The 26,060-nt window shown below is 64.1% G+C and carries 26 protein-coding genes; 15 read left to right on the top strand and 11 right to left on the bottom strand.

What is annotated here, in order from left to right; translation table 11 throughout:
* Positions 1–213: 213 nt before the first annotated feature.
* Genes ACYU03_RS12760 through ACYU03_RS12745 form a run of 4 tightly spaced genes read right to left on the bottom strand, consistent with a single transcriptional unit; the run spans position 214 to position 3,897 of the window.
* Positions 214–1,377, bottom strand: a complete 1,164-nt coding sequence (locus ACYU03_RS12760; protein WP_461891248.1) for a carboxylate-amine ligase — start codon at positions 1,375–1,377, stop codon at positions 214–216.
* Between the two features lie 5 nt (positions 1,378–1,382).
* Positions 1,383–2,336, bottom strand: coding sequence for a methyltransferase (locus tag ACYU03_RS12755; protein ID WP_461891246.1), 954 nt, complete (start codon positions 2,334–2,336; stop codon positions 1,383–1,385).
* Positions 2,336–3,667, bottom strand: a complete 1,332-nt coding sequence (locus ACYU03_RS12750; protein ID WP_461891244.1) for an iron-containing redox enzyme family protein — start codon at positions 3,665–3,667, stop codon at positions 2,336–2,338. Before ACYU03_RS12750 ends, ACYU03_RS12755 begins: the two co-directional genes overlap by 1 nt.
* 20 nt (positions 3,668–3,687) lie before the next feature.
* Positions 3,688–3,897, bottom strand: a complete 210-nt coding sequence (locus ACYU03_RS12745) for a hypothetical protein (RefSeq protein WP_461891242.1) — start codon at positions 3,895–3,897, stop codon at positions 3,688–3,690.
* Between the two features lie 366 nt (positions 3,898–4,263).
* On the opposite strand from ACYU03_RS12745, the gene ACYU03_RS12740 reads away from it, so the two are divergent.
* Positions 4,264–4,872 (top strand): TetR/AcrR family transcriptional regulator, encoded by a 609-nt coding sequence (locus ACYU03_RS12740; protein ID WP_461891241.1) that lies wholly within the window; start codon positions 4,264–4,266, stop codon positions 4,870–4,872.
* A 4-nt stretch (positions 4,873–4,876) separates the two neighbouring features.
* Here the strand turns inward: ACYU03_RS12740 and hpaR are convergent, their stop codons facing one another.
* Together hpaR and hpaA are read right to left on the bottom strand one after the other, a co-directional pair.
* The gene (hpaR, locus tag ACYU03_RS12735) at positions 4,877–5,299 is read right to left on the bottom strand and encodes a homoprotocatechuate degradation operon regulator HpaR (RefSeq protein WP_461891239.1); all 423 of its coding nucleotides are present in this window, start codon (positions 5,297–5,299) and stop codon (positions 4,877–4,879) included.
* A 233-nt stretch (positions 5,300–5,532) separates the two neighbouring features.
* Positions 5,533–6,435: a 4-hydroxyphenylacetate catabolism regulatory protein HpaA gene (gene hpaA, locus ACYU03_RS12730; RefSeq protein ID WP_461891237.1), complete on the bottom strand. Its 903-nt coding sequence runs from the start codon at positions 6,433–6,435 to the stop codon at positions 5,533–5,535.
* Positions 6,436–6,612: 177 nt separating this feature from the next.
* Here hpaA and ACYU03_RS12725 point away from each other — a divergent pair, with 177 nt between their 5' ends.
* The 10 genes from ACYU03_RS12725 (at position 6,613) to ACYU03_RS12680 (ending at position 15,811) form a co-directional block, all read left to right on the top strand.
* Positions 6,613–7,272 carry a fumarylacetoacetate hydrolase family protein gene (locus ACYU03_RS12725; protein ID WP_461891235.1) on the top strand — a complete coding sequence of 220 codons (660 nt, stop codon included), beginning with the start codon at positions 6,613–6,615 and terminating at the stop codon, positions 7,270–7,272.
* 10 nt (positions 7,273–7,282) lie between these two features.
* Positions 7,283–8,065, top strand: a complete 783-nt coding sequence (locus ACYU03_RS12720; RefSeq protein WP_461891233.1) for a fumarylacetoacetate hydrolase family protein — start codon at positions 7,283–7,285, stop codon at positions 8,063–8,065.
* A 5-nt stretch (positions 8,066–8,070) separates the two neighbouring features.
* Positions 8,071–9,531: a 5-carboxymethyl-2-hydroxymuconate semialdehyde dehydrogenase gene (gene hpaE, locus ACYU03_RS12715; protein WP_461891455.1), complete on the top strand. Its 1,461-nt coding sequence runs from the start codon at positions 8,071–8,073 to the stop codon at positions 9,529–9,531.
* A gap of 102 nt (positions 9,532–9,633) precedes the next feature.
* Positions 9,634–10,491: a 3,4-dihydroxyphenylacetate 2,3-dioxygenase gene (hpaD, locus tag ACYU03_RS12710; protein WP_461891231.1), complete on the top strand. Its 858-nt coding sequence runs from the start codon at positions 9,634–9,636 to the stop codon at positions 10,489–10,491.
* Positions 10,492–10,514: 23 nt separating this feature from the next.
* Positions 10,515–10,907 carry a tautomerase family protein gene (locus ACYU03_RS12705; RefSeq protein ID WP_461891229.1) on the top strand — a complete coding sequence of 131 codons (393 nt, stop codon included), beginning with the start codon at positions 10,515–10,517 and terminating at the stop codon, positions 10,905–10,907.
* A 54-nt stretch (positions 10,908–10,961) separates the two neighbouring features.
* The gene (locus tag ACYU03_RS12700) at positions 10,962–12,266 is read left to right on the top strand and encodes an MFS transporter (protein WP_461891227.1); all 1,305 of its coding nucleotides are present in this window, start codon (positions 10,962–10,964) and stop codon (positions 12,264–12,266) included.
* A 13-nt stretch (positions 12,267–12,279) separates the two neighbouring features.
* A complete protein-coding gene (hpaH, locus tag ACYU03_RS12695; RefSeq protein ID WP_461891225.1) occupies positions 12,280–13,083 on the top strand; it encodes a 2-oxo-hept-4-ene-1,7-dioate hydratase in 804 nt (267 codons plus the stop codon).
* A 10-nt stretch (positions 13,084–13,093) separates the two neighbouring features.
* Positions 13,094–13,897, top strand: coding sequence for a 4-hydroxy-2-oxoheptanedioate aldolase (gene hpaI, locus ACYU03_RS12690; RefSeq protein ID WP_461891223.1), 804 nt, complete (start codon positions 13,094–13,096; stop codon positions 13,895–13,897).
* Positions 13,898–14,117: 220 nt separating this feature from the next.
* Positions 14,118–15,416, top strand: coding sequence for an NAD(P)/FAD-dependent oxidoreductase (locus tag ACYU03_RS12685; protein ID WP_461891221.1), 1,299 nt, complete (start codon positions 14,118–14,120; stop codon positions 15,414–15,416).
* A 29-nt stretch (positions 15,417–15,445) separates the two neighbouring features.
* On the top strand, positions 15,446–15,811 hold the full coding sequence (locus tag ACYU03_RS12680; protein ID WP_461891219.1) for a cupin domain-containing protein: 366 nt from the start codon (positions 15,446–15,448) through the stop codon (positions 15,809–15,811).
* Positions 15,812–15,869: 58 nt separating this feature from the next.
* Here ACYU03_RS12680 and feaR read toward each other — a convergent pair whose 3' ends face one another.
* The 3 genes from feaR to ACYU03_RS12665 all read right to left on the bottom strand — a co-directional run bounded on the left by feaR (position 15,870) and on the right by ACYU03_RS12665 (position 18,999).
* Positions 15,870–16,820: a transcriptional regulator FeaR gene (feaR, locus tag ACYU03_RS12675; protein WP_461891217.1), complete on the bottom strand. Its 951-nt coding sequence runs from the start codon at positions 16,818–16,820 to the stop codon at positions 15,870–15,872.
* A gap of 114 nt (positions 16,821–16,934) precedes the next feature.
* A complete protein-coding gene (locus ACYU03_RS12670; protein WP_461891215.1) occupies positions 16,935–17,519 on the bottom strand; it encodes a DUF3156 family protein in 585 nt (194 codons plus the stop codon).
* A complete protein-coding gene (locus tag ACYU03_RS12665) occupies positions 17,500–18,999 on the bottom strand; it encodes an APC family permease (protein WP_461891213.1) in 1,500 nt (499 codons plus the stop codon). The genes ACYU03_RS12670 and ACYU03_RS12665 overlap by 20 nt, the downstream gene beginning before the upstream one ends.
* Before the next feature lie 301 nt (positions 19,000–19,300).
* Between ACYU03_RS12665 and ACYU03_RS12660 the strand changes: the two genes are divergently transcribed.
* From ACYU03_RS12660 to ACYU03_RS12645, 4 genes are all read left to right on the top strand, one after another.
* Entirely contained in the window at positions 19,301–20,260 is a 960-nt protein-coding gene (locus ACYU03_RS12660; protein ID WP_461891211.1) for a helix-turn-helix transcriptional regulator, read from the top strand.
* A gap of 169 nt (positions 20,261–20,429) precedes the next feature.
* Positions 20,430–21,257, top strand: a complete 828-nt coding sequence (locus ACYU03_RS12655) for a transporter (RefSeq protein WP_461891454.1) — start codon at positions 20,430–20,432, stop codon at positions 21,255–21,257.
* Between the two features lie 22 nt (positions 21,258–21,279).
* A complete protein-coding gene (locus ACYU03_RS12650; RefSeq protein ID WP_461891209.1) occupies positions 21,280–22,443 on the top strand; it encodes an MFS transporter in 1,164 nt (387 codons plus the stop codon).
* Positions 22,444–22,461: 18 nt separating this feature from the next.
* On the top strand, positions 22,462–23,571 hold the full coding sequence (locus tag ACYU03_RS12645; RefSeq protein ID WP_461891207.1) for a class II histone deacetylase: 1,110 nt from the start codon (positions 22,462–22,464) through the stop codon (positions 23,569–23,571).
* A gap of 92 nt (positions 23,572–23,663) precedes the next feature.
* Here ACYU03_RS12645 and ACYU03_RS12640 read toward each other — a convergent pair whose 3' ends face one another.
* Complete coding sequence (locus ACYU03_RS12640; RefSeq protein WP_461891206.1) at positions 23,664–24,602, bottom strand: p-hydroxyphenylacetate 3-hydroxylase reductase component; 939 nt, start codon at positions 24,600–24,602, stop codon at positions 23,664–23,666.
* Positions 24,603–24,670: 68 nt separating this feature from the next.
* Positions 24,671–25,840, bottom strand: a complete 1,170-nt coding sequence (locus tag ACYU03_RS12635; RefSeq protein WP_461891204.1) for a p-hydroxyphenylacetate 3-hydroxylase oxygenase component — start codon at positions 25,838–25,840, stop codon at positions 24,671–24,673.
* Positions 25,841–26,060: the final 220 nt, after the last annotated feature.

Below are 26,060 nucleotides of genomic sequence, written 5' to 3'. Positions count from 1 at the left end.
CTTTACTGGGGGGGGCAGTTTTAATTCTCTAGCGCAATCGCCAGAAGCAGCTTTGAGCGGTCTGCGACAGTTTTGCGCTTTCTCCAATCAAGGTCGCAAGCCCCCCGGAATTCGGGCTCCCGTTGCGACAGTGTTAATTCTCTAACTTCACTACACCGATCCAGAAGTAGAGAGCGAGTTCGTTCATGATCATTTCCTCATATGGTTGAGGGCTCAGGCCTGCTCCTGCGTGGAGGCAGCAGGCGCGGCCGTGGGCGTTTGCTGGCAGCGGGTGTCCTCGATCAGGTGATCGATCACCGCGCGCAGGGCCTGGCGGCTGTCCATTCCGTTGCGGCGGGCGCCTTCATGGCAGGCCAATTGCCGGTCTGCGCTGGTGCCCTCGGCCAGGATGCGCCGGGCATGGTGCAACGAGCGCTCGGCATCCAAGGTGTCGCAGCCGAACCGCGCTTCAGCTTGGGCGAGCCAGCCCAAGGCGCTCACTTGCTGCTGGTCGTGTACGCCAATAAAGGTGCCGTGCCGGCCATAGCGCATGGCCCGCCAGTAGTTTTCCTGGGTGATCCAGCGGGTCTCCCGGCTCACCGGCGCGGCATCGTAGTGCGGCACTGCGCAGCACTCGACCCAGTGCCGGAACAACCCGGCGATGCACAGCGCATCCTCCAGGCGCGGACAGGCATCGCTGATACGCAGCTCCACCGTAGGAAAGCGCCGCGAGGGGCGGACGGCCCACCACAGATCGCCGTCCTCGGCCAGCGAGCCGGTGCGCTGCAATAGCGCCCGGTAGCGTTGATAGGCTGCCCAGTCGGCCAGTGGTTCCGGCAGGCCCATGTGCGGCCACTCGCCGCAGACCACCCGGCGGTAGCTCATGTAGCCGGTCGGCTGACCGCCCCAGAAAGGCGATGACGTGCTCAACACCAGCAGCAGTGGCAGCCAGTACAGCAGGCGGTTGATCAGTTGGATGCGGTCACAGCCCGGGGGCACGCCGACATGCACATGCAGGCCAGATAACAGGCTGCGCCGGGCTACATGCTGGTAGTCGTCGAACACCTGCCGGTAATGCGCCGTGGCCCGGGGACGTTGCAGCAGCCATTGGGCCGTCGGGTGGCTGGCGGCGCAGAACAGGCCCACGCCCTCCTCGGCCAATGCCCGAGCCAGGCGCTGGCGGCTGTCACCGAGGAATTCACGCGCCTGGTGCAGATTGCCGAACACCGGCGAGGCGACCTCGATCTGGCTGCGGAACATCTCTTCGGCAAGGTACTTGCCCATCACCTCCCGGCACAGCCTGGCCACCACCAAGGACGGCCTGGCGAGGACCCGGCCATTGTCCAGGCTCACCAGGAGGTACTCCTCCTCGATGCCGAACTCGCAGGGGGCGCTCATGCGCATCAGCTCCCGCGGGTGACGTTCAAGGCGACAGCGGCGATGCGCTCGACCTGCTCGTAGCCGGGCTCGAGCAATTGTTCGCCGAACACGTCGGGGTCCAGCTCGCGGTAGTACCAGTGCCATTGAGGGCCGGCCAGACGCGGGCGGAAGGCTTCGAGGAAAGGGTCCTGCCCGTCGACCACAGCGACGCCGGTGTAGAGCAACAGGGTTCCGCCCGGGCTCAACCGCGGCAGGGCATGTTCGAGGATGCGCAGCGACAGCGCCGCGCCCAACGGACCACCACCGTGGCGGTACAGGCGCTCATGGGCGTCAAGCATATAGGGTGGGTTGGCAACGATCAGATCGAAGGTCCCGCTGACGCCATCGAGGATATCGCTCTGCTCCACCGAGACATTGCCCAGCCCAGCCAGGGCCGCGTTGATGGCGGTGTAGCGCAGGGCCAAGGGGTTGATGTCGACGGCGCTGACCTGTGCATGGCGGGCCGCACTGGCGATCAACAGCGCGCCGACCCCGCTACCGCAACCGATATCCACCGCGTGCTGGACACTGGCGAAGTTGTGCTGCAGGTGTTCACTGATCACCTGGGCGAAACGGTAGCTGTCGGGGCCGAAGAATACGGCGTCCAGCGCCTCGGTGGGATAGCCCGAATGCACCAGCAGCAGGTCGTTCAGGCTCGACCAACGCACCCGGCTGCGCAGCCATTCGCCCTGCTCGTCCAGCACCTGGGCCTCACGCATCTGTTCCAGCTCGTCCGCCGACAGCAGCGACGCCGGAAACGGCCGGCTCCAGCCGAACACATCGCGCAGGGTACGCGCCCGCTGCGCCGCAGGCCGGGCATTATTGCGGGCGTGGCTGGCGGGGGTCACGCAGATGAACTGGTAACCATCGGCGCGCAGCCGACGGCCCAGTTGCAACAGGGCCTCGTCTGCCACGGCCTGTTCTTCGTTCAGTAGCATCAGCAGGGTCTCCCAGGAGCCAACCCGGTCAGACGGGCATAGGCCTGGGTGGCCCGCAGCCCGTCCGGCAAGGCGTGTCGGTTGCCGGTCATGTGATCGATCAAGGCATCGATATTGGTCGGCAGCGGCTGGCTATCAGTGCTCGGTGGTAGCCTGTCGTCGGTTTCCCAGCGGCCAGGCGGCAGCCGGCGCTGTGGCGGCGCCTGCCAGATGCCTGCGATCCAGTCGTGCCAGAGCTGCCTTTCATAGGGGCTGAATATGCCGAACATGGGCGCGGTCGGTCCTTCGACAAGCGCCCAGAAGCGGCTGTGCGCTGGGTCTTGGTCACGTTTGACCCAACCTTGTGCCTGCAGCGCCTGGAGAAAACCGGCCATGTTGCCGGGCATGGCCAGCCATTGGTTGATGGTGCGCCCTTGCAGACTGCACTGATCGGAGTGCATGCATTGGCCGAAGCTGCGCTTGCGCTCCAAGGTAGCCAGCAACTCGGCCTGCAGATCGAAACCTGCGATCAAGGTCGCGGTAGCGACGCCCAGGTCGTTCAGGCGGTAGCCCCGGGCAACCCGCCGGTAGAAGTCCTGCTCATCAGCGGGTGGACACAGCAGTTGCAGCGCCTGCACCGACTTCTGGGCATGGCCGCTGGCGGCGTTGTCGATGGTCACGTGGAGACGGAAGTAATGGGCATCGATACCCAGCTCCGCCAGTTCATAGGTGGTGACCAGCAGGTGCAGCGGCGGTTGCTCATAACCCAGGTTGTAACCGACCACCTCGGGCAGGAAGGCCTCGGTATTCAGGCCCAGGGCCAGTTGCAGGCACCCCTGCAGGTAACGCTCGTCGGTCAACGGCACAGGTTCCAGGCATCCCAGGCGGCTGAGCAAGCGCTGGTAGACGAGCACATGGTTGCTGCGCGGGTCGCCATCGCCCAGCTCTTCCAGATAGGTACGGATCAGGCCGTGAAAACGCGGATCCCGCCAATGGCGCAAGGTCCCTTGCAACCAGGCACCGTCGACTGCCTTGGTCGGCGCTACCTGCTGCAGGAAGTAGAGAGCCTGGGACCGGTTGGCGAAGAACCGACGTGACTCCCCCTGCCGACGCGCCTCCAAATAAGCGGCATAGTCGTGGGCGGTCCGTGAAGCGGCTTGCGCACTCCAGTGCGCCAGCACCGAGGGTGACGACGGCAGGTCGTCGGACAGGCCATCGGCCCGCTCCAGTTGTTCGGCGAGCCAGTGTGCGCTGTCTGCGCAACGGCCCTCCAGCAGCAAGCGATAGCGGCCCTCCAGACTACCTGCCGGGGGCAAGGTCACAGACGCGGCCTTGGGGGTCAGGAACCTCATGCCTCGACCCTCCGCTGCACTCAGTTGTCTTGCTCAAGCGGCGTCAGTGGCTGCTGCGGTGGCTGCGGCGGCTGCACTGGCTCGGCCGGAATCACCGACTCATCGGGTTTCTGCATCTGCAGCGACGGTTTGCTGGGGTCGGCATCCTTGGCCGGGTGATCATCGCGGTCAAAGCAGCCACCTAGCATCAACAGGCTGCCGAGCAAGCAGAACAAGGGGGCAAGTCTCATAGGTCATCCTCTTGGTCGAGCTGCCGCGCATCTGGCATTACGGGCCGTGGTGACCAACGCCCCCTTGTTGCGCGGCCAGCGTTTCTGTCCCAGTCATTGGCGGGGGCATTACTGATGCCATGCATAGTGTCGAGTGCCCAGACGCTGGTGAGATTCGCTTTATTTCACGCCGTCCGGACCGGTGGCATTAAATAGCCTGGCCAAGGCATTTGGCGCGCCAAGCAATGGTGTTGCAGGAGCGCCGCCAATATTGGCGTGGGCCTTGTGGGCGGCTGTGCGTTGACCCTTTCGGGCAAGGGGCTTATTCTGCGCCACTCGAAGCCTACCTTCCGGTAGGTTATGGTGTAAGCCTGGCATGAGCATGGAGTGACGATCTTGAAAACCCTGACCCCGTCCGCCAGCCGGATTTGCGATGCCGCCGCCGGGCACTTTGCCGAGCACGGCTACGATGCCTCGTCGTTGAGCGAAATCGCGGCCCAGGCCGGTATGCGCAAGGCGTCGTTATACGCGCACTTCGCCAACAAGGATGCCTTGTACCTGCAGACCTTCCAGCGCGCCTTGGCCGAGGAAGGCGCCTACGTCGAGGCCGGTTTGCGCCTGGAAGCGGCCGAGGCTGTACCAGCGGGCCACTGGCATCCGCTGCACCTGGCCGAGCGCTACGCGACGTCAGCCAACCTGCGCTTCATCCTGCGCGCCGCCTTCATGCCGCCGGCAGGGATCAGGCCGGCCATCACACGTGGCTTCGAACATTACCTGGAACAGATTCGCCAGGGCTTCTGCCAGGCCCTGTGCAAGCACTACGCCTGGGCCCGGGACGATGGCACCCGCCTGGAACTGTATGGCGACGCGTACCTGGGGATCATCGACAGCCTGCATGTAGAGTTGATGTACGCCAGCCCTGACGTCTATGCCCGGCGGGCGGCATCGCTGCTGAAGATCCTCGACGACTCGCTACAGGCCACGCAGCAGGCCTGAGCCCTCAGGGCTTGATCTTCTTCAGGTCATTGAGCAGCGCCATGAGTTGCTCGAGCTTGTCTTCGCCGAACTGGCGCTGGATTTCCTGGTAGTTGCGTTCCATTTGCTCGCTCATGGCCAGGAAGCACTGCTGGCCGCGCACGGTCAGGCTGATGAAGACACGCCGCTGATCTTCCGGCGACTTGCGCCGAGCCACCAGGCCATCGCGCTCCAGGCGCTTGAGCACACCGCTCATGCTCGGCTTGAGAATGCAGGCCAGGTGGGCGAGTTGGTGGCTTTCCAGCTCACCTTGCTGGCGCAGGATACGGATCACCCGCCACTGCTGCTCGGTCAGGTCCTGGGCGTTCAAGGAGGGACGGAAGAACGCCATGGTGGCTTCTCGCGCCTGCAGCAGCATGAGGGTCAGGGAAGGTCTTGGAGTTGCCATGGTCATCACGAAAGTCGGAAAGGCCGGGAGTCTAGAGGACAGGCATCGTCGGCGACAAGGCGCCTGCCGGTCGGTTATTAAGATATTAACAAAGTGAAATACATTTCCCCTGCCCTGTCCACCCGCCCCGCTTTGGAAAGTGCAATCGATCGTCCGAAAAGGCCATTTGCCTATGATCCGCCGCGCCGCACCATCGACCAAGAGCCATTCAAAGGGGCGCGAACATGCACGTATCAGCGCGAGATCGCCTGGCGCAGGCGGTATTCACCTGGGGTCATCTGCGCATGGCGCTGGAAGAAACGGCTGAAATAGGCCGGGTCCTTGAAGCCCAGTTGGTAACAGATTTCGTTGGCCGAACCACCGGTGAACAGCAGCAGGCGCTTGGCCTCCTGCATCAGCCGCTCGAACACCAAGCGCTTGGACGGCAGGTCGGCGATGCGCCGGCAAACATCGTTCAGCCGCGCTTCGGTCACACCCAGGGCCGAGGCGTAGGCCGGCAAGGTCCAGTGCTCCAGGTAATGGGCTTCGATCAATTCATTGAAGCGGTGGAACACCTGCAGGTCTTCGTGGCGTGCCGGCGTCGCCTCCAGCGAATTGGCACACAGCCGCAGCAGGCTGATCATCACCAGGCGGGTCAGGCCCAGCAAGGCCGAACCCTGCCCCGGCAGGGCCTGGCTGATCTCGGCACCGAGCATGTCGAACAGTTGCGCCAGGCGCTGCGCCTCCTCGGCGTGGGGCGCTTGCAAGCGACCGAGGGCCACGCAAGCCGGCTGCAGGCGTGGGCCTGGCATCAACGTAGGCTCGGCCTGGAGCAGTTGCCAGACCAGTTGCTGGCGCACGGTCAGCACATGGCCATCGGCATCGGCCTCGGTGACGAAGGCGTGGGCGATGGTCGGCGGCGTGAGGAAGAACATCGGCCCCGACTCCACGTACTGCTGGTCATCCAGGTAAACGCGCACAGTGCCGGTCTTGACGTAATGCACCTGGACGAAACGGTCGTGCCGGTGCACAGGCATGTTGCGCCCGAAGAAACCAGCGAGGTTGCCAAGCCGGTCGTAATGCACCTCGCTGTCGCTGTAGCGCTGGTCGTAGACCTGCCCGATGTTGATGTTGGGAATCGGCTGACGATCTTTCATCGCAATACTCATTCCGGTTGGGATACGGACCGGGCGTTCCATGGTAGCACCGCCTGCTGGCCGGGCTCACACCGGGAGATACCTTGACGGTCGTTAACATATTAATTATAACGTTAACACATTAACGAGTTTCCACGCGCAGCGCCTCCAGCGCTCCGTCACTGCCAGGAGAAAAGCATGAGTCGTGCCTTGCATGAGGTGGCCACCGGCACCTTGTTCGGCGTTGCCCTGAACTACCAGGGCCTGCTGAGCCAACACCTCGAAGCCTTCAATGCGCCGCCCTACAAGCAGCCGCCGGTCAAGCCGGTGCTGTTCATCAAGACCCCGAACACCCGCAACCAGCATGAGCAGGCCGTGGTCTATCCGACCGGTGTCGAGCGCCTGCAGCCCGGCCCGGCCCTGGGCGTGGTGATCGGTAAGGACGCCAGCCGTGTCAGCGCCGAGCAGGCCCTGGCCCATGTGGCGGGCTACACCATCGTCAACGAGTTCAGCCTGCCTGAAGACAGCTACTACCGCCCCGCCGTCAAAGCCAAGTGCCGTGATGGCTTCTGCGCCCTTGGCCCTGAACTGGTGCCCGCTGGGCAAGTCGCCAACCCCCAGGCCCTGGACATCCGCCTCTGGGTCAATGGCGAACTGCGCCAGCAGAACAGCACCGCCAACTGCGTGCGTTCGGTAGCCCAACTGATCGCCGAGATCAGCGAGTTCATGACCCTGCATGCCGGCGACGTGCTGATCACCGGCACCCCGGAAGGTCGTGTCGATGTCCTGCCTGGTGACCGTGTCGCCGTCGAGATCAGTGGCCTGGGTCGCCTGGTCAACCACATCGTGGCCGAGTGAGAGAACCTTTATGAAACACGCCCGTATTCAATTCGATGGCCAGGTCCATGCGGTCACCGTCGAAGACAACCAGCTGCTGCGCCTGGCCGATGGGAGCCTGGTCGGCCAGGACCAGGTGCAATGGCTGCCACCAGCCACCGGAACCATGTTCGCCCTGGGCCTGAACTATGCCGACCACGCCGCTGAGTTGGCCTTCACGCCACCAACCGAGCCGCTGGCCTTCATCAAGTCGCCCGGCACCTACACCGGCCATGAGCAAGTGACCTGGCGCCCGGACAACGTCGCCTACATGCACTACGAGTGCGAGCTGGTGGCGGTGATCGGCAAGCCGGCGCGCAACGTCAAGCGCGAAGACGCGCTCAGCTACCTGGCCGGCTACACCGTCTGCAACGACTACGCCATCCGCGACTACCTGGAGAACTACTACCGCCCCAACCTGCGGGTGAAGAACCGCGATGCCACCACCCCGGTCGGCCCGTGGATCGTCGATGTGGCGGATGTACCCGACCCGTCCAACCTGACCCTGCGTACCTGGATCAACGGTGAGCTGAAGCAGGAAGGCAGCACCCGCGACATGATTTTCGATATCCCCTACCTGATCGAGTACTTCTCCAGCTTCATGACCCTGCAGCCGGGCGACATGATCGCCACCGGCACGCCGGAAGGCCTGGCCGACGTGGTCCCGGGCGATGAAGTGGTGGTCGAGGTCGAGGGCGTCGGGCGCCTGGTCAATCGTATCGTCAGCGAAGCTGCGTTTTTCGAAGAAAAATCGCCCCAGAACAACAAGGCATGAACAGCATGATCAAGCACTGGATCAACGGCCGCGAGGTCGAAAGCAAAGATACCTTCACCAACTACAACCCGGCCACCGGCGAGGCCATCGGCGAAGTGGCCAGCGGTGGCGCCGAGGAAGTCGCCCAGGCCGTGGCCGCAGCCAAGGAAGCCTTCCCAAAATGGGCCAACACCCCGGCCAAGGAGCGTGCCCGGCTGATGCGCAGGCTCGGTGAACTGATCGAGCAGAACGTGCCGCAACTGGCAGAGCTGGAGACCCTCGACACCGGCCTGCCGATCCACCAGACCCGGAACGTGCTGATCCCGCGTGCCTCGCATAATTTCGACTTCTTCGCCGAAGTCTGCACGCGCATGGATGGCCACACCTATCCGGTCGACGACCAGATGCTCAACTACACCCTGTACCAGCCGGTCGGCGTGTGTGGCCTGGTGTCGCCGTGGAACGTACCGTTCATGACCGCCACCTGGAAGACCGCGCCCTGCCTGGCCCTGGGCAACACCGCGGTGCTGAAGATGAGCGAACTGTCACCGCTGACCGCCAACGAGCTTGGCCGCCTGGCCGTCGAAGCCGGCATCCCCAATGGCGTGCTCAATGTCATTCAGGGCTATGGCGCCACTGCGGGCGACGCCTTGGTCCGCCATCCAGACGTGCGTGCGATCTCCTTCACCGGCGGCACCGCCACTGGCCGCAAGATCATGCAGACTGCGGGCCTGAAGAAGTACTCCATGGAGCTGGGCGGCAAGTCGCCGGTACTGATCTTCGAAGACGCCGACCTGGAGCGCGCCCTGGACGCGGCGCTGTTCACCATCTTCTCGCTCAACGGCGAACGCTGCACCGCCGGTAGCCGCATCTTCATCCAGGAGAGCGTCTATCCGCAGTTCGTCACCGAGTTCGCGGCACGGGCCAAGCGCCTGATCGTCGGCGACCCGACCGACCCGAAAACCCAGGTCGGCTCGATGATCACCCAACAGCACTACGACAAAGTCACCGGCTATATCCGCATCGGCATCGAGGAAGGCGCGAGCCTGCTCGCCGGCGGCCTGGAGCGTCCGGCCAACCTGCCGGCGCACCTGGCCAAGGGGCAGTTCATCCAACCGACCGTGTTCGCTGATGTGAACAACAAGATGCGCATCGCCCAGGAAGAAATCTTCGGCCCAGTGGTCTGCCTGATCCCGTTCAAGGACGAAGCCGAGGCCCTGCAACTGGCCAACGACACCGAGTACGGCCTGGCCTCCTATATCTGGACCCAGGACATTGGCAAGGCCCATCGCCTGGCACGTGGCATCGAGGCCGGGATGGTCTTCATCAACAGCCAGAACGTGCGCGACCTGCGCCAGCCGTTCGGTGGCGTGAAAGGCTCGGGCACCGGTCGCGAAGGTGGCCAGTACAGCTTCGAGGTGTTCGCCGAGATCAAGAACGTGTGCGTTTCCATGGGCAGCCACCACATTCCGCGCTGGGGCGTCTGACGCTGCAGTGGCCCTGCTCCTGCCGGCAAGGTGGGAGCGGGTGTGCCCCTCGCTAGCCACACACCTGCAGACCACAAGAACAACAGATCCAGGAGTTTGATCATGGGCGAAGTCGTCCTCGCAGCGAAAGTCTGCCACGTCCCCTCGATGTACCTGTCCGAACTGCCGGGCAAGCACCACGGCTGCCGCGAGGCGGCCATTGCCGGACACAAGGAAATCGGCCGCCGTGCCCGTGCGCTGGGCGCCGATAGCGCAGTGGTGTTCGATGTGCACTGGCTGGTCAACAGCGGTTACCACATCAACTGCGGCGAGCACTTCAAGGGCGTGTACACCAGCAACGAACTGCCGCACTTCATCAAAGACATGCACTTCGAGTACCCCGGCTGCCCTGGATTGGGTGAGCTGATCGGCGTCGAAGCCAACGAAGCTGGGGTGCGTACCCTGGCGCACAACATCCCCAGCCTGGAGTTGGAATACGGCACCCTGGTGCCCATGCGCTACATGCACATGGAGGTGCCAGCCGCCGAGCGCCTGCAGGTGGTGTCGATCGCCGCCTGGTGCGCCTGGCACCGCCTGGAAGACAGCTTCACCTTCGGCGCCGCCGTACGCCGCGCCATCGAGAAGAGCGACCGCAAGGTCCTGGTGCTGGCCTCCGGGTCCCTGTCGCACCGCTTCTCCGACGACCGCAACGCCGAAGCCAACATCCACAACTGGACCCGCGAGTTCGACAAGCAGATGGACCTGCGTGTGGTCGAGCTGTGGCGGCAAGGCCGCTTCAAGGAGTTCTGCGCCATGCTCCCCGACTACGCCGCGCACTGTTACGGCGAAGGCGGCATGCATGACACGGCGATGCTGCTTGGCCTGCTCGGCGGTGCCGAGTACGACAAGCCGGTCGAGGTGCTCACCGAACCTTTCGGCAGCTCCGGCACCGGCCAGATCAACGCTATTTTCCCGCTCTGACCCTGCCCTGCGAGGAATTGCCAATGCCGCATTTCATAGCCGAATACACCGACAACATCGAACAGCAGGCCGACCTGCCCGGCTTGTTCGAGAAAGTCCACGCCTGCCTGGGCGCCACCGGCGTGTTTCCCCTGGGCGGCATCCGCAGCCGTGCCGTGCGCCTGGACACCTGGCGCATGGCCGACGGCAAGCATGACTACGCCTTTGTCCACATGACCCTGAAGGTCGGCCACGGCCGTGACCTGGCGACCCGCCAGCAGGTGGCCGAAACCTTGTTCGAGGTGATCCAGGAGCACTTCGCCGCGCTGCAACGCGAGCGGTTGCTGGCGCTGTCGTTCGAGATGAGCGAGTTGCACGACACCCTGAACTTCAAGGCAAACAACGTGCACGCCTTTCTCGACGCCCAAAGCCGCTGACGCCGCCCTCAGGACGGCCCCGCTGATCACTCACCCAATAAAAAGTACAAGATCATGAGCACAGCCCCCCGCGTACAAGCCATCGCCACTGCCGCCCAGGACCACACCCACGCCAGGGTCACCTGGCGGTTGATGCCCCTGTTGTTGATCTGCTACCTGTTCGCCCACCTGGACCGGATCAACATTGGCTTCGCCAAGGTGCAGATGGCGGCCGACCTCCAGTTCAGCGACACCGTCTACGGCTTTGGCGCCGGCCTGTTCTTCATCGCCTATGCCCTGTTCGGCGTGCCGAGCAACCTGGCCCTGGACCGGGTCGGGCCACGGCGTTGGATCGCCACCTTGATGGTGGTCTGGGGGCTGATGTCGACCAGCATGCTCTGGATCGAAAGCGCCAGCGGCTTCTATGTGTTGCGCTTTCTCCTGGGCGTGGCCGAGGCCGGTTTCTTTCCCGGCATCCTGGTCTACCTCAACCGCTGGTACCCGGCCGGGCGCCGCGCCCAAGTGACCGCGCTGTTCGCCATCGCCGTGCCGATGGCAGGCGTGATCGGCGGGCCATTGTCCGGGCTGATCCTCGAGCGCTTCCATGAGCTGGGCGGGCTGCGCGGCTGGCAGTGGATGTTCCTGCTCGAAGGTGCGCCGGTGGTATTGCTGGGCCTGGTGGTGCTCAAGTGCCTGCCCGATCACTTCGAGACCGTGCACTGGCTCGATGACGCCCAGAAGCGCGGCCTGCGCGAGCAACTGGCGCAGGAAGAGCAACGCAAGGCCATCACCTCTTTCGCCGGCATCCTCGCCGATGCCCAGGTCTGGCTGCTGGTCTCCGTGTATTTCGCGGTGATGCTGGCGGTCAATACCCTGGCGTTCTGGATGCCGACCCTGATCCACGGCGCCGGCATCGCCAGCGACAGCCGCGTCGGCCTGCTCAGCGCCGTGCCCTACCTGGCCGGCTGCCTGTTCATGATCGCTTGCGGGCGTTCCTCCGACCGCCACCGCGAACGCCGCTGGCACCTGTGCGTGCCGCTGCTGATGGCGGCGCTGGGCATCGCCCTGGCCGGCCTGCAACCCGGCAACCCGCTGTTGGTGCTCGGCGGCCTGGTGGTCGCCGGCATGGGGGCCAGCGCGGCGTTGCCGATGTTCTGGCAACTGCCGCCGGCCTTCCTGGCCAACAGCACCCAGGCGGCCGGCATTGCCCTGATCAGCTCGTTCGGCAGCGTCGCCTCGTTCCTCGCGCCTTACCTGATCGGTTGGATGCGCGATGCCACCCACAGCGCCAGCCTGGCGCTGTACGTCCTGGCCCTGCTGATCGCCCTCGGCGGCCTCCTGGTGCTGCGCACCCAAGCCGCCATCGTCAACCCTCACTGAGAGATTCATCGCCATGCTTGACCACAGCCTGATCCTGCAAGCCGCCGCCCGCCTCGACCAGGCCGAGCGCTCGCGCGAACAAGTGCGCCAGTTCTCCCTGGAGCACCCGGCCATCACCCTCGAAGACGCCTATGCCATCCAGCGCGCCTGGGTCGAACAGAAGATCCGCGACGGTCGCAAGCTGGTCGGCCACAAGATCGGCCTGACCTCGCGGGCCATGCAGGTGTCCTCGAACATCACCGAACCGGACTATGGCGCCCTGCTCGACGACATGTTCTTCGACGAGGGTAGCGACATCCCCTTCCAGCGCTTCATCGTGCCACGGGTCGAAGTGGAGCTGGCCTTCATTCTTGGCAAACCGCTCAAGGGGCCGAACGTGAGCCTGTTCGATGTGCTCGATGCCACCGAATGGGTGATCCCCGCGCTGGAGATCATCGATGCACGGATCCAGCAGGTCGACCCTGCCACCCAGGCGACCCGCAAGGTCTTCGACACCATCTCCGACAACGCCGCCAACGCCGGCGTGGTCATGGGCGGACGCGCCGTGCGTCCCCACGATGTCGACCTGCGCAAGGTGCCGGCAGTGTTGTACCGCAACGGTGTGATCGAGGAGTCCGGGGTCTCGGCCGCGGTGCTCAACCATCCGGCCAAGGGCGTGGCCTGGTTGGCCAACAAGCTGGCGGCCTATGACGTCGGCCTGGAAGCCGGTCAGGTGGTCCTTGGCGGCTCATTTACCCGCCCGGTGGCCGCCAGCCCGGGCGATACCTTCCATGTCGACTACGACATGCTCGGTTCCATTGCCTGCCGGTTCGTCTGAGGAGTCGCCCATGGACATGCCTGTCAACCACTTCAAGCAACGCCTGCGCAGCGGCCAGGCGCAGATCGGCCTGTGGCTCGGCCTGGCCGACGCCTACTGCGCGGAGCTGGCCGCCAATGCCGGTTTCGACTGGCTGCTGATCGATGGCGAACACGCGCCAAACGACCTGCGCGGCATGCTCGGCCAACTGCAGGCCATCGCCCCCTACCCTAGCCAGGCGGTGATCCGCCCGGTGACCGGCGATACCGCACTGATCAAGCAGGTGCTGGACATCGGCGCGCAGACGTTGTTGGTGCCCATGGTCGAAAGCGCCGAACAGGCGTGTCAGTTGGTCCGTGCCGTACATTACCCGCCCAGCGGGGTGCGGGGTGTCGGCAGCGCGCTGGCGCGGGCCTCGCGTTGGAACACCATCCCCGGCTACCTCGACCGGGCCGATGAACAGATGTGCCTGCTGGTGCAGATCGAGAACCGCCAAGGCCTGGACAACCTCGACGCCATCACGGCGGTGGACGGTGTCGATGGCGTGTTCATCGGCCCAGCGGACCTCAGTGCTGCCATGGGACACCGGGGCAACCCCGGCCACCCCGAGGTACAGGCGGCCATCGAAGACGCCATCGTGCGCATCCGCCAAGCGGGCAAGGCCGCGGGGATTCTCAGCGCCGATGAGCAACTGGCGCGCCGCTACATCGAACTGGGGGCGGCCTTCGTCGCGGTCGGCGTCGACACCACGGTATTGATGCGTGGCTTGCAGGCGCTGCTGGGCAAGTTCAAGGACGGGGCTGGCGCACCGACCAGCGCCGGCGGCGTCTACTGAGACGGCCGCGGGGTAAGCCTCAACCCTTGGCGACCATCGCCAGCGAGCGCTGCCCCCGACCTCTCGACGCCCCTCCAACCGAGCCAGATGGCAGGCTCGGTCAAAACCAGCGGCACCCTGGGGCAAGACACCTACCGCCCGTTAGGTGCTCAATACGGGCCAAGAGTCAGCGCTTGTGCAAGCCCTGTCGCCTAACAACTCCAACCGTTCAGGCTGCGCCATGATCAACATCGAAACGCCTACCTACTACTCGGCAACCAAGAAGTACAACCTGAGCTTCCCGACGCTGGAAAGCGATATCGAGGCGGACGTCGTCATCATTGGTGGCGGCTTCTCAGGTATCAACACCGCGCTGGAACTGGCTGAAAAAGGCATCACCAACACCGTGGTGCTGGAGGCCCGCTACCTGGGCTTCGGCGGCACCGGGCGCAACGGCGGGCAGATCATGGCCGGTATCGGCCACGACCTGGAAAGGATCAAGGGCAGCGTCGGCGAACAGGGACTGCGCGAGATCTTCGAGATCAGCGAACTGGGCGCCGGCATCATCAAGGACCGCATCGCCAGGTACAACATCGATGCCGACTTCTGCCACGGCTATGGCTACATGGGCTTCAACGCCCGTCAGGAAAAGACCCTGCGTGCCTGGGAGAAAGAGTTCAAGGCGATCAACAGCAAGGACGAAATCCGCTTTCTCGGCGGCTCCGACGTCAAGCAGATCATCGGCTCCGATGCCTACAGCAGCGCTCTGCTGCACATGGGCGGAGGCCACGTGCACTCGCTCAACCTGCTGCTCGGCGAGGCCAAGGCGCTGGTCGGCCACGGTGCCCGCATCTTCGAACACAGCCCGGCGCTGGAGGTCAGCTATGGCGAGCGCATCACCGTGCGCACCGGCCGTGGCTCGGTCAAGGCCAGCAAGCTGCTGTGGGCCTGCGACAGCTTCCTCAACAAGCTCGAACCCGAACTGCATGCCCGCACCATCAACACCTACGCCTTCCAGCTGATGACCGAGCCGCTGGCGGATGAACTCATCCAGCGCATCAGCCCGATCCGCGGGGCCTATAGCGACATACGCCCGGTCATCGACTACTACCGGGTGACCCGCGAGAACCGTCTGCTGTTCGGCGCAGCCACGCCTTTCATCGAGCACATTCCCAAGGACCTCAAGGCCTGGAACCGGGCCCTGATGCTGAAGATCTTCCCCTACCTCAAGGACGTGCGCATCGACCTGGCCTGGGGCGGTCCGATGGCCACCAGTGCCAACCTGTTCCCGCAGATCGGCACCCTGAGCAACCGCCCCAACGCCTTCTATGTCCAGGGTTACTCGGGCTTCGGTGTCACGCCTAGCCACATCATCTGCAAGATCCTCGCCGAAGGCATGCACGAAGGCTCCTCGCGCTACGACCTGATCAGTTCGGTCAAGCATGCCCGCATCCTCGGCAAGGACCACATTCGCCCTCTGCTGCTCAGTGCCGGCAAAACCGTGCACCAGCTGTCCGGTTTCTTCAACGGCCGCCGTTGATTTCCACCCTCACTCACTGGAGAACTGCCATGACCCTCACCGCCGTCAAACACGGTATTCAACTGTCCGAACTCGACGCCTGGGGCACCGTTGCCGACCTGGGCTCGGAAATCCTCGAAGGCGAAGTCAAGGCTTTCGGCAAAATGACCCACGGCGCGCCGACCGACCCGGTCAGCAGCGCCTACTTCGGCACCACCCAGGGCAAGTTCCGCATGGTCTACCCGTTCAGCGAACAGGCGGTGATCGTCACTGGGGAGATCCAGCTGACCGACGAATCCACCGGTCAGGTCACCCGTTACAAGGCCGGCGACAGCTGGTTCGTCACCAAGGGCACAGCGGTGCTGTGGGAAGTGCTGAGCGAGACCTTCGTCAAGCACTACCTTGCCGTGGCCTGAGCCAGCGAGGGAACACCGAGCCACTGGGGCCTCAAGGCTCCAGTGGTTTTTTTTATGGCTAGGCGCTGGCAAGCACCTGGGCGCGGTAATCCTTGGGTGACTGGTCGAACTGCTTCTTGAACGAACGACTGAAGTGCGCCGAGTCGGTGAAGCCCCACTTGTAGGCGATGGCGGTGATGGATTCGCTCTTGAGGAAGGGATTGGCCAGATCATCGGCGCTGCGCTTGAGGCGGGCGCGCTGGATGTAGCGGCAAACGCTGTCGCCGTCTTCTTCGAACAGGCGGTAGAGGTGGCGCACCGAGATGTGCAGGCGGCTGGCCAGGCTGGCGGGGGTCAGCCCGGGCTGGCCAAGGGATTCGTCGATGACCTTTTGTACATAACTGCGCAGGTTGGCGCCGCTGAGGCTCGCCAGATTGCCAGGCAGATCCTCGGCACGCTCGAAACCGGGGCTGAGCAAGGCGATGAAGGCCGCCTGCAGGGCTTCTCCCTGGGTCGAAGCACTGCCACCCTCGTCGCCCTCCCGGCACAACTGGTCCATCAATACGTGCAACATGCGTCCGCAAGCGTTGCTCGCGGAGATCTTGCCGAACACGGCGCCCTGCCCTGGGACGTGCTGGCGCACATGGGCCCGGGAGAGCGACAGCGAGGTGTGCTCGATCAGGCCGAAGGGGGTGATTTCGCAGGGGCCCACCGAATCCATCAGCAGCATGTCACCCGGCGACAATTGGATGCTCACCCCGCCCTGGGTCACCTGGGAGTAGCCCATGCGCTGGCTGACCAGGAAGCAATGTTGGTCGTCGTCGCGGTCGGCGTTGTCGCCCAAGCGCTTGATGTTGCCGGCGTTGGTGCGCAGGTTCGCCAGTGCCAGCCCGGCTCGGGAAAAGGTCGAGATTTCACCGATGAACAGCGAGCGATTGAATGCCAGCTCGGTTTCGAAACGGCCGCAGACCTGTTGCATGGCCGTGGTCCAGCGCTCCAGTCCGTTAGGAATAGCCTGAGGGATCGACATGAGTACCTCCACACGCGAGCATTGTTTTTATGCGCCAATTGTTAACATGTTATCAATGAGCGCACAACTGTCATTCTTCGCGTGTAGAGGGGGCAGTATTCATGCCAGCGTTGCTCAGGCGGCGAGCAAGGCCTGTTCCAGAGCTGCCAGTGAGCGTTGCAGCGAAACCCGCTGGCCAGCACTAAGCGCAATGTAGCGACGAAAGGACGGCACCCGGTTGACCACCTCGCTGCCGCCTATGTGCTCCAGGGTCACCTGCCACTGAGCGTCCCGGCATTCGACCAGCAGCCGCTTGAAGTCCAGCGGCATCAGCGCGGCCTGCAGCGTCGAGTCTTGCAGCAGCCGTGCAGTGACCTGCTCGAACAACGCCCTGTCCCCGCCCCGATAGGCACAGGCCAGGCCGTTGCGCTTGAGTGCGCCGGTATGGCGCACCTCGAACCGTACCCTGCCCTGCTGGCGGGCAGGTACGGTCAGCTGGAACTCGGTCATCACCAAGTGCATCAGCAACTGGGCTTCGGTGCGCTCGCTGACTTGGATGGTGCGGCCACCGGCCTCGAAGACGAGTTCGGCACGGGCGGCGTCCAGCATATGGAAGCGCTCCAGCCCCAGGTTGCGGCGCAGCCGCTGCAACGTCACCCCGGGTCGGTAGCCCGCCGGCGCGCGGCGGGCGCTGAACAGTTCACGCCAGTTTGCCAACATGCGGCACCTGTACGCTGTGTGAGTGACCGGGCTGACTGGCGAACTCTTGCTCCAGCACTGCTTCGACCACGGCAGGCTTGAACGGGTTGACCTTCTGCACGCACAGGGTCCAGAACAATGCGTAGGCCGCAGTGCCGCCGAGCATGATGGCGAACGGCACATAGATGTCGGCCGGGCTCATGCCAGGCGGCGTGATGAACCACATGCCCAGCAGGATGCCGATGCTGGAGACGATCTGCGGCAGTGGAAACAGCGGTGAGCGGTAGGCACGCGGCAGGTCCGGGCGGCGGATGCGCAGGCTGACCACCGATAGGGTCACCAGCAGGTAGGCAGTGCTCCAGGCGCAAACCGCAGCCAGCACCAGGTGCAGGATGTTGTCGGTGTTGCCGCCCAGGTACCAGGCATGCAGGCACGGGATCAGGACGGCGACCAGAATGCACAGCAACGGCGTCTTGAAACGCGGATGCAGGTAGGTGAAGACCTTGGGCAAGGCGCCGTCCACGGCCATACCGTAGAGGATGCGCGGTACCCCGGCCATCAGGGTGTTGATGGTGGCGGCGCCGGCAAAGAGGAAGCCGATGCCCAGCCAGACCGGGCCGATGTCACCCATGACCTGGGTGGCGAACTGCGGGATGGCCATCGGCGTGTCCAGCAGGTGCACGCCGCTGGCCGCGTCCAGCACGACGTTCTCGACCTGGCGCTTCATCGCCGCGCCATAGATGAACATGCAACTGGCGACACCCAGCAGACCGAGGGCCATGGCCCTTGGCATTACCTTGGCCGACTGGCGCAGGTCCGGAGCCAGCGGCGTGACGAACTCGCAGCCAACGAACATGAACATCGCCATGCCGACCAGCGAGAGGATGGTGACCAGGTCGGTGCCGACCATGGACTCGCCGAACAGCCCATCCAACTCCACCGCCGGTGCAGCGATCAGGCCGAGCACGCCGAATACCATCAGGGTGGTCCACATGCCAAAGGTCAGCACCACTTCGGCGCGCCCAAAGGCGCTGACGCCAAAGGCGTTGAGTACGCCGAACACCACCACGAAAGCGACGCCCAGCAGCCAGGAGCCACCGGCGGACTCAGCCAAGGTATTGAGGTGTTCGAAATTCACCAGGGCCATCACACCAGCGAGGATGGTCTCGGCGGTGCCGGCAAAGACATGCACGATCAGGTAGGCCGACAGGGTGCCAGTAATGGCGAAGAAACGGCCCAGGCCGCAGTTGATGTAGTCGTAGACCGAGCCCGTGGTCGGCAGGATCGACGCCGCCTCGGCGAAGGTGGTCGCTTGCGCCAGCATCATCACTGCGGCGATCACCATGGCCACGGCAAAGGCGCTGCCGCCGATGCCGAAGCCCATGGTCGCAGTGAGGATAACCGGGCTTGCCATGATCAGGCCGACGGTACTGGCGAGCGCGGTGGGGAACCCAACGCTGCCACGGTTCAGGTGCTCTGTGAGCTTATTGTTGATTGACATCTGGATCATGCCCTTGGCTTCAGTGTGTGGCGTAGAGGGCAGCAAGCGGACGCGGGCCCGGCGTGCCGCCGTGTAGGCCCACTGTGCGCCCAGCACTGGCCCCCGTCTTGCCAATGGCTGCCGCCTACCTTGTTGCAGGCTGCCACAGCGCCTGAATGCGGGCATCATCCTGCATCTGTAGGATGGTGATCTCGGGAGAGTGCGCGAATACTTCAAACCACAGGCCCTGCCAACGCGACCCCGTCAGGCCCCAACGATTCCGCGTCCAGAACAATAAGAAAGTCGCCTGGAGAGACACCGCATGAGCGATGAGCACAACCGCTTGCTGAGCGTGTTCAGTAATACCGTTCTCGAGATCCAGCGCCTGGCCCAGACCCGGAGCATCGAGCACTTCCACGGCTGCATGATTGAACGCCTTACCGCACTGATCGGCTTCGACAAAGCCTGGTGGGGGCTCGCCGCGCTGATCGATGGCCTGCCGGTCGACCACAGCTCGCAGCTGTTCAAGCTGCCCGGCCAGTACCTGCTGGACTGGCAGTCGATCCGCCATGACGATGTCACCATCGACAGCGTGTACCGCCAGCCTGGCCGTGCGGTCATCATCGACATGGACACCACCGGCGGCCTGGCCTGGCTGGGTCGCCGGCATGGGATCGGGCAACTGATGTGCATCATTGTGACCGACCCGGTCACCCGCCTTTCCGAGCACCTGACGCTGTACCGGAAACCGCAGGCCGAGCCCTTCAGCCAGCAGGATTGCGTGCTCCTGGAAAACGTCATGCCGCACTTATCGGCCGCAGTCGCGGCCAACCGGATCCGCACCCTGATCGCTACCCGCGAGACCTTGAGCAATCCGCACAACCTGGCCCTGGCCGTGTGTGACCATCACGGTACGCTGCACTGCGCCGAGCGCGGCTTCATCGAGTTGCTGCTGAGCAACTGGCCGCGCTGGAGCGGCCCGACCCTGCCCGTGGCCATCGAGCCGGGTGAGCAGGTGTTCGACCGGTTGCACCTGAGCATTTCCAGGGCCAGCGACCTCTACCTGATTGCCGGGCGCCGGCAGAACATCCTGCAAACCCTCAGCCCTCGTGAATATGACGTGGCCCAAGGCTTCGGCGAAGGCAAGACCTACAAAGAGGTCGCCCGCGAGCTGGGGCTGGCCCCCAACACCGTGCGCCACCATATCCGCACGATCTACAGCAAGCTCGGCGTCAGGGACAAGACCGGCATCGCTCAACTGCTGCGCAACGCCTCTGGCTGAGGCTCGCTGAACCTGCATTGACCTTTTATCGCTGCTCGGCTTGAGCGGCCTGGGCACGCTCGTGCCCGAAACCTGCCCTGAACCTCAGTTCCATAACCATAAGAGAACGCACGTGATGAAACAGGCGAATTGGCTGGACAGCGCGCTGAAGCTCACCCTGACCGCCGGGATGGCAACCGGCACTTGCAATGCAGCCGACCTCAATGCGAGGGACTTTTTCAGTGCCCCGGTCGGCACCACTCTCGGCGTGTTCTACCTGCCGATGACACGCAACAACGATTATCACGGCGCTGCCGACACCACTGGCAAGGCAGACCTCAAGGTCAACGCCTTCGCCTGGCGCCAACTGGTTTTCACCGACATCTGCGGCACCCTGTGCACACCCCAATTCATCGTGCCCGTGGTGGATATCGACGCGCGCCTGCCCGGCGCCACTCGGCGCACGGGTGAAAGTGGCGTCGGCGACCCACAGGTCGGTGGCACACTGTTCTTCATCAACGACCCGGCCACCCGCACCTACAGTGGCCTGCTCAGCCTCATCAGCTTGCCGGTGGGTGAGTACCACAGCCACAACCCCGACGTGTCGCCCGGCGCCAACCGCTGGGCAGGACACTTTGTGTACAACTACACCCAAGGCGTCGGCGAGAAATGGGTGCTGGAAGCCAACCTTGAAGCCCAGGTCTACGGCAAGAACGACGACTACTTCGGCGGCGACCTCAAACAAGCCCCCCTCTACCGCCTGCAGGCCTTTGCCTCCTATGACTTCAGCCAGGCGACCTACGCGGCCCTGCGCTTGATCCATGCCGATGGCGGCGAACTGCGGATCAACGGCAAGCGCATCGACGACACCCACAAGCGCGTGAGCCAGGTAGGCGTCGAGGTCGGCCACTGGTTCGACAAACAGAACCAGGCGCTGGTCGCCTTCACCCAAGACGTGGACAGCGACAACAGCTACCACGGCAGCCAGGCATTGCTGCGCCTGGTCCACGTGTTCTGACCCTTGCACCGGAGCCTTGCCCATGACGCTATCACTGGATACGCAAGCCGCCTTACCCGCTAGCACACCCCGGGCGCGGGCACGTTTGGCCGCGATCGTGCTGTTCGCCGCCATCACCCCATCGGTGCTGATGACCGCCCCGGTGGTCGCCGCGCAACTGGCCGGACAGTGGGGCCTGACGCCGACGCAGATCGGCAACCTGTTCATGGTCGAGCTGGGCGCCATGAGCCTGGCGACGTTGCCGGCGGCGTTCTGGCTCAAGCGGGTCGACCTGCGCAAAGCCGCCTTGATTGCCGGACTGATGTTCATCCTCGGCAACCTGCTGTCGACCCGTGTCGACGGCTACAGCCAGTTGATATTGTTGCGCGCCGTCACGGCACTTGGCGGCGGATCGCTGATGATCATCTGCATGAGCAGCGCAGCGCCACTGCCCAACGCCAGCCGTGTTTACGCTCTGTGGGTGTTGGGCCAACTGGTACTGGGCGCCGTCGGCTTGCACGTACTGCCCGGGCTGTTCGCGCAGTACGGCCTGGGCGCGTGCTACCTGACCCTGGCAGGCTTGATGATGCTGGCATTGCCGTTGGCGCGAGCCTTTCCCGCTCACCTCGACCAAGGCACGAGCAACCCCAGCCAGCGGCTACGCACGGGTAAGGCGCTGCTCGGGCTAACGGCGATTTTCTGCTTTTACCTGAGCCTGAGCGGTGTCTGGACCTTCATCGGCTCGCTGGGCGAAGCCGCCTCGATCAGCGCGCAGGACAGCGGGCAAGTCCTGGCCATCGCCACCTTGATGGGCATCCTCGGTGCCGGACTGGCCTCGTTGATCGGCAACCGCCTGCCGCGCAACCTGTTGCTGCTGCTCGGCTATGGCCTGATGGTCACCGCCGTGTTGCTGCTGCAAGACCAACCCGGCCTGCAGCGTTTCGCCCTCGCCGCACTGACCTTCAAGTTCACTTGGACCTTTGTGCTGCCCATGGTCCTGGCCTGCATGGCCGATCTCGACCCCAGCGGTCGCCTGATGAATGTCTCCAACCTGGTGATCGGCGGCGGCCTGGCGGCAGGCCCCGGCATCGCCGGGCAGTTGATCCAGAGCAGCGGCGATTACCAGTCCACCCTCCTCGGTGCAGCCACCCTGACCTTCGTGTCATTGCTGCTTGCCCTGGCCTGCCGTATCCGCAACCCACACTGATCCCTACAGAGAACGATCATGACCCACACCACTGCTTTCTTTTTCGATGAACTGAGCCTTTGGCACAGCGCCGGGCCGCACGCCCTCATCCTGCCGGTCGGCGGCTGGGTGCAACCACCCGCTGCCGCGGGGCACGCCGAATCTCCCGAGACCAAGCGACGCCTGAAAAACCTCATGGACATTTCAGGGCTGACACGACAACTGGACGTCAGGACCGCGACGCCGGCCAGCGAAGAGGACCTGCTCAGGGTGCATACGCCCAGGTACCTGGAGCAGTTCAAAGCGATGAGCGATGCAGGCGGTGGTTTGCTGGGGCCTCACGCCCCGATCGGCCCAGGCAGCTATGAAATCGCCAAGCTCTCGGCCGGCCTTGCGATCGCAGCGGTGGAGGCGGTGCTGCTGGGCGAAGCCAGCAACGCTTACTCGCTGTCGCGTCCGCCGGGGCACCATTGCCTGGCCGACCAGGCGATGGGTTTCTGCTTGCTGGCCAACATCCCCATCGCCATCGAAGCGGCCAAGGCGCGACACGGGCTGGGCAAGGTGGCGGTGCTGGACTGGGATGTCCACCATGGCAACGGTACTCAATCGATCTATGAGCAACGAGGCGACGTCCTCACCCTGTCCTTGCATCAGCAAGGCTGCTTCCCTGCCGGCTACAGCGGCGAGGCGGATCGGGGCCGTGGGGATGGTCAGGGTGCCAACCTGAACATTCCGCTGTTGCCTGGCGCCGGTGACGATGCCTACCTGTATGCGCTCGACACCCTGGTGGTCCCAGCGCTTGAGCGCTTCGAACCGGAACTGATCATCGTCGCCTGTGGCTACGATGCCAACGCCGTCGATCCGTTGGCGCGCATGCTGTTGCACAGTGACTCGTTCCGGGCCATGACCCAGCGCATGCGCGATCTCGCCGAACGCCTGTGCGGTGGCCGGCTGGTATTGGTGCATGAGGGCGGCTACTCGGAGGCCTATGTACCCTTTTGTGGCCTGGCGACACTGGAGGCCCTGTCCGGAGTGCGTACCGAGGTGACCGACCCGATGCTGGAGTTCATCCAGGCGCAGCAACCTGATGCGCGATTGCGCGCATTCCAGCGCGGCCTACTCGACGAACAGGCCCGCTGCCTGGCGTGAGCCCAGCCCTGCGGTCGGCGAATCGAGGCATCGATCGCGCCGGCCGCATGGGGAACAAGCTAGATTGCCAACTGGCGAGTGCAGGCAGGCTCTCAGTTTCTGATGACCGCCTTGAGCACGGTCTTGAAGGTCTCGATCTGCGCTTCGCTGAACTGGCCGAAGACCTTGGCCTGTTGTTCACCGGCTATGCTCCACAAGGCCTCGGTTTCCTCGATGCCCTTGGCGGTCAGGCACACCCGGCCATTGTCATCGGCGACCAACCCCTTGCGCGAGAGGTTGGCGATGGCCTCGACGATTTCCCGTTCGGGCATGGCCACTTCGCGCAGCAGGTCCGGCAGCGCCAGGCCGGCATCGTTCTCCAGCACCATCAGCATGCGCGCTTCACTGGTACGCAGGCCGGTGGACAGTTGGCGTGGCTGGTAGCTGGCCTGGTAGGCCCGCAACGCCTGGGTCATGAGGTAGTAGAGGTTGTGGCTCAAGCGACCCTGGAAGTGGCTGCTCGGGGGCTGGCCTTCCTCGCGCCGGGTCAGGCGCGTGTGCGGCAGTACCATGGAGTAGGCGCCCTGGTGATAGAGCAGTGGCGAGCGACCCAGGTCGTCGAAGGCCAGCACCCTGCCGACGAGTATCCAGTGGTCGCCGCCATCGAGCTGCTGGTACTTCTGGCAGCGAAAGCGCGCCGAGCAGTCGGCCAGCAGAGGCGCCCCGCCCTCGCCTGTCTCGTGCTCGATGCCGGCGAAGCGGTCCTCGCTGGGACGGGCGAAGGTGTTGGACACATCGATCTGGTCGGCCGCCAGAACATTCACCGCGAAATGCCCCGCAGCCTCGAACACTTCAAAGCTGCTCGAACGTTTGTCGATGCTCCAGAGGATCAGCGGCGGGTCGAGGGATACTGAGTTGAAGCTGTTGGCGGTGACACCGACCTTGCGTCCGCTGGCATCAGCGGCGGTGATCACAGTGACGCCAGTGGCGAAGTTGCCCAAGGCACGACGGAAGGCGCGTGCGTCGAATGGGGTTTCAGTTGGGATGGACATGCAAGACTCCCAGGGGCTGCCGCAACGGCAACCCTGTTGTTATGGGGGATGGAGAACGCTGATGCGGCTCAAACCATCGACGGGTCCGGCTCCAGGCCCATCAGCTCACGGCCCAGAATCTGCGCGCAGACGTCATAGTCGGTGTAGGCATGGGCACCGGTCAGGTGCGCGTCGCGGAACAGCCGCTGCATTTCGTTGCTCTCGAACCAGGCTCCGCCACCGGCGGCCTCCATCAAGCGATCGACCGCCTGGATGCACATCTTGGTGGCATAGCCCTGGTTGGTGCGCCAGAACGCCAGTTCCGTGCGAGTCGGGTACTGGTGCAGCGCGCTGTATTCGGCGATCTCTTGCCAGCTCTTCTCCAGCAGAGCCCGGGCGGCGGCCACCTGGTGGGTCGACTCGGCCAGGCGCATCAGCGCCGGAGTCGCGGCGCCGACGGCAGCGCCGGTATAGGCACGTACGCGGTTACGGGTCTTCTCGCGGAATGCCTCGAGCATGCGCTCGGCAATGCCCAGGCTGACAGTGGAAAAACCACTGGCGAAGTACGGACGGTACGGTGCGAAGTAGATCTTGCTGTCCGGATACAGGCCAAACCCGGCGGACTTGCCCTCCATCATGTCCTTAGCCTTCTGGATGCGGTGTTCGGGCACGAAGACCTTGTCGATGATCAGGGAGCGGCTGCCACTGGCGCGCATACCGACTGCATACCAGTCGTCGCGAATGCTGTAGTCGCTGCGCGGCAACACCGCGAAGCAGTAGTCCTGGGTACCTTCGGCATTGCCACGGCGGAAGCCGACGATGGCCCATTCGGCGTGGTCGCAACCGCTGCTCCAACCCATTTCACCGCTGAAGGTCACACCACCCTCGACTTCCTCGGTACGCCCGAACGGCGCGATGCTGCTGCTGGCGGTAGCGTCCGGGTCTGTGCCCCAGATTTCCTCCTGCAGCTTGGCCGGAAACATCGCCAACTGATGGCTGTGGGTGCACAACAAGCTCATGGCCCAGGCAGTACTGGCACAGGAGCCGGCCAGCAAGGCGATGCACTCGGCGAACTCGGGGAGGGAGATTTCCAAACCGCCATAGTGTTTGGGCAGGAACGCACGGTGCAGGCCGATCCCCTTGAGCAGGGCGATGTTCTCGGCCGGGACGGTGCGGTCGCGCTCGGCCTGGTCGGCGTTGGCAGCAATGGCTGGGAGGATGGACTTGAGGTCTTCGAGCAGGGAGTTTGGCTTTTTCATGGTCTGGCTCTTTATTATTGGACCCTGGTGGGCTGGTCGTCCGGAGCCCTGTCGCAGGCAGAAAAAGCCTGGCTCTTCTGGACAATCCGGCAGCTCACTGATGAATGCCAGGCCAGTATGGGTGCCGCTGATACACAGGAAAATGCACCTTCCACAGCCAAGATTGCACTTTTCATGAAGCTCGCTAGCCCCCGCACGGCTGGCACGCTCAGACATGCGG

This window comes from Pseudomonas sp. X10, from assembly GCF_054889225.1.
The sequence above is the reverse complement of the archived record's forward strand: the minus strand, read 5'-3'. Positions and strand labels throughout refer to the sequence as shown.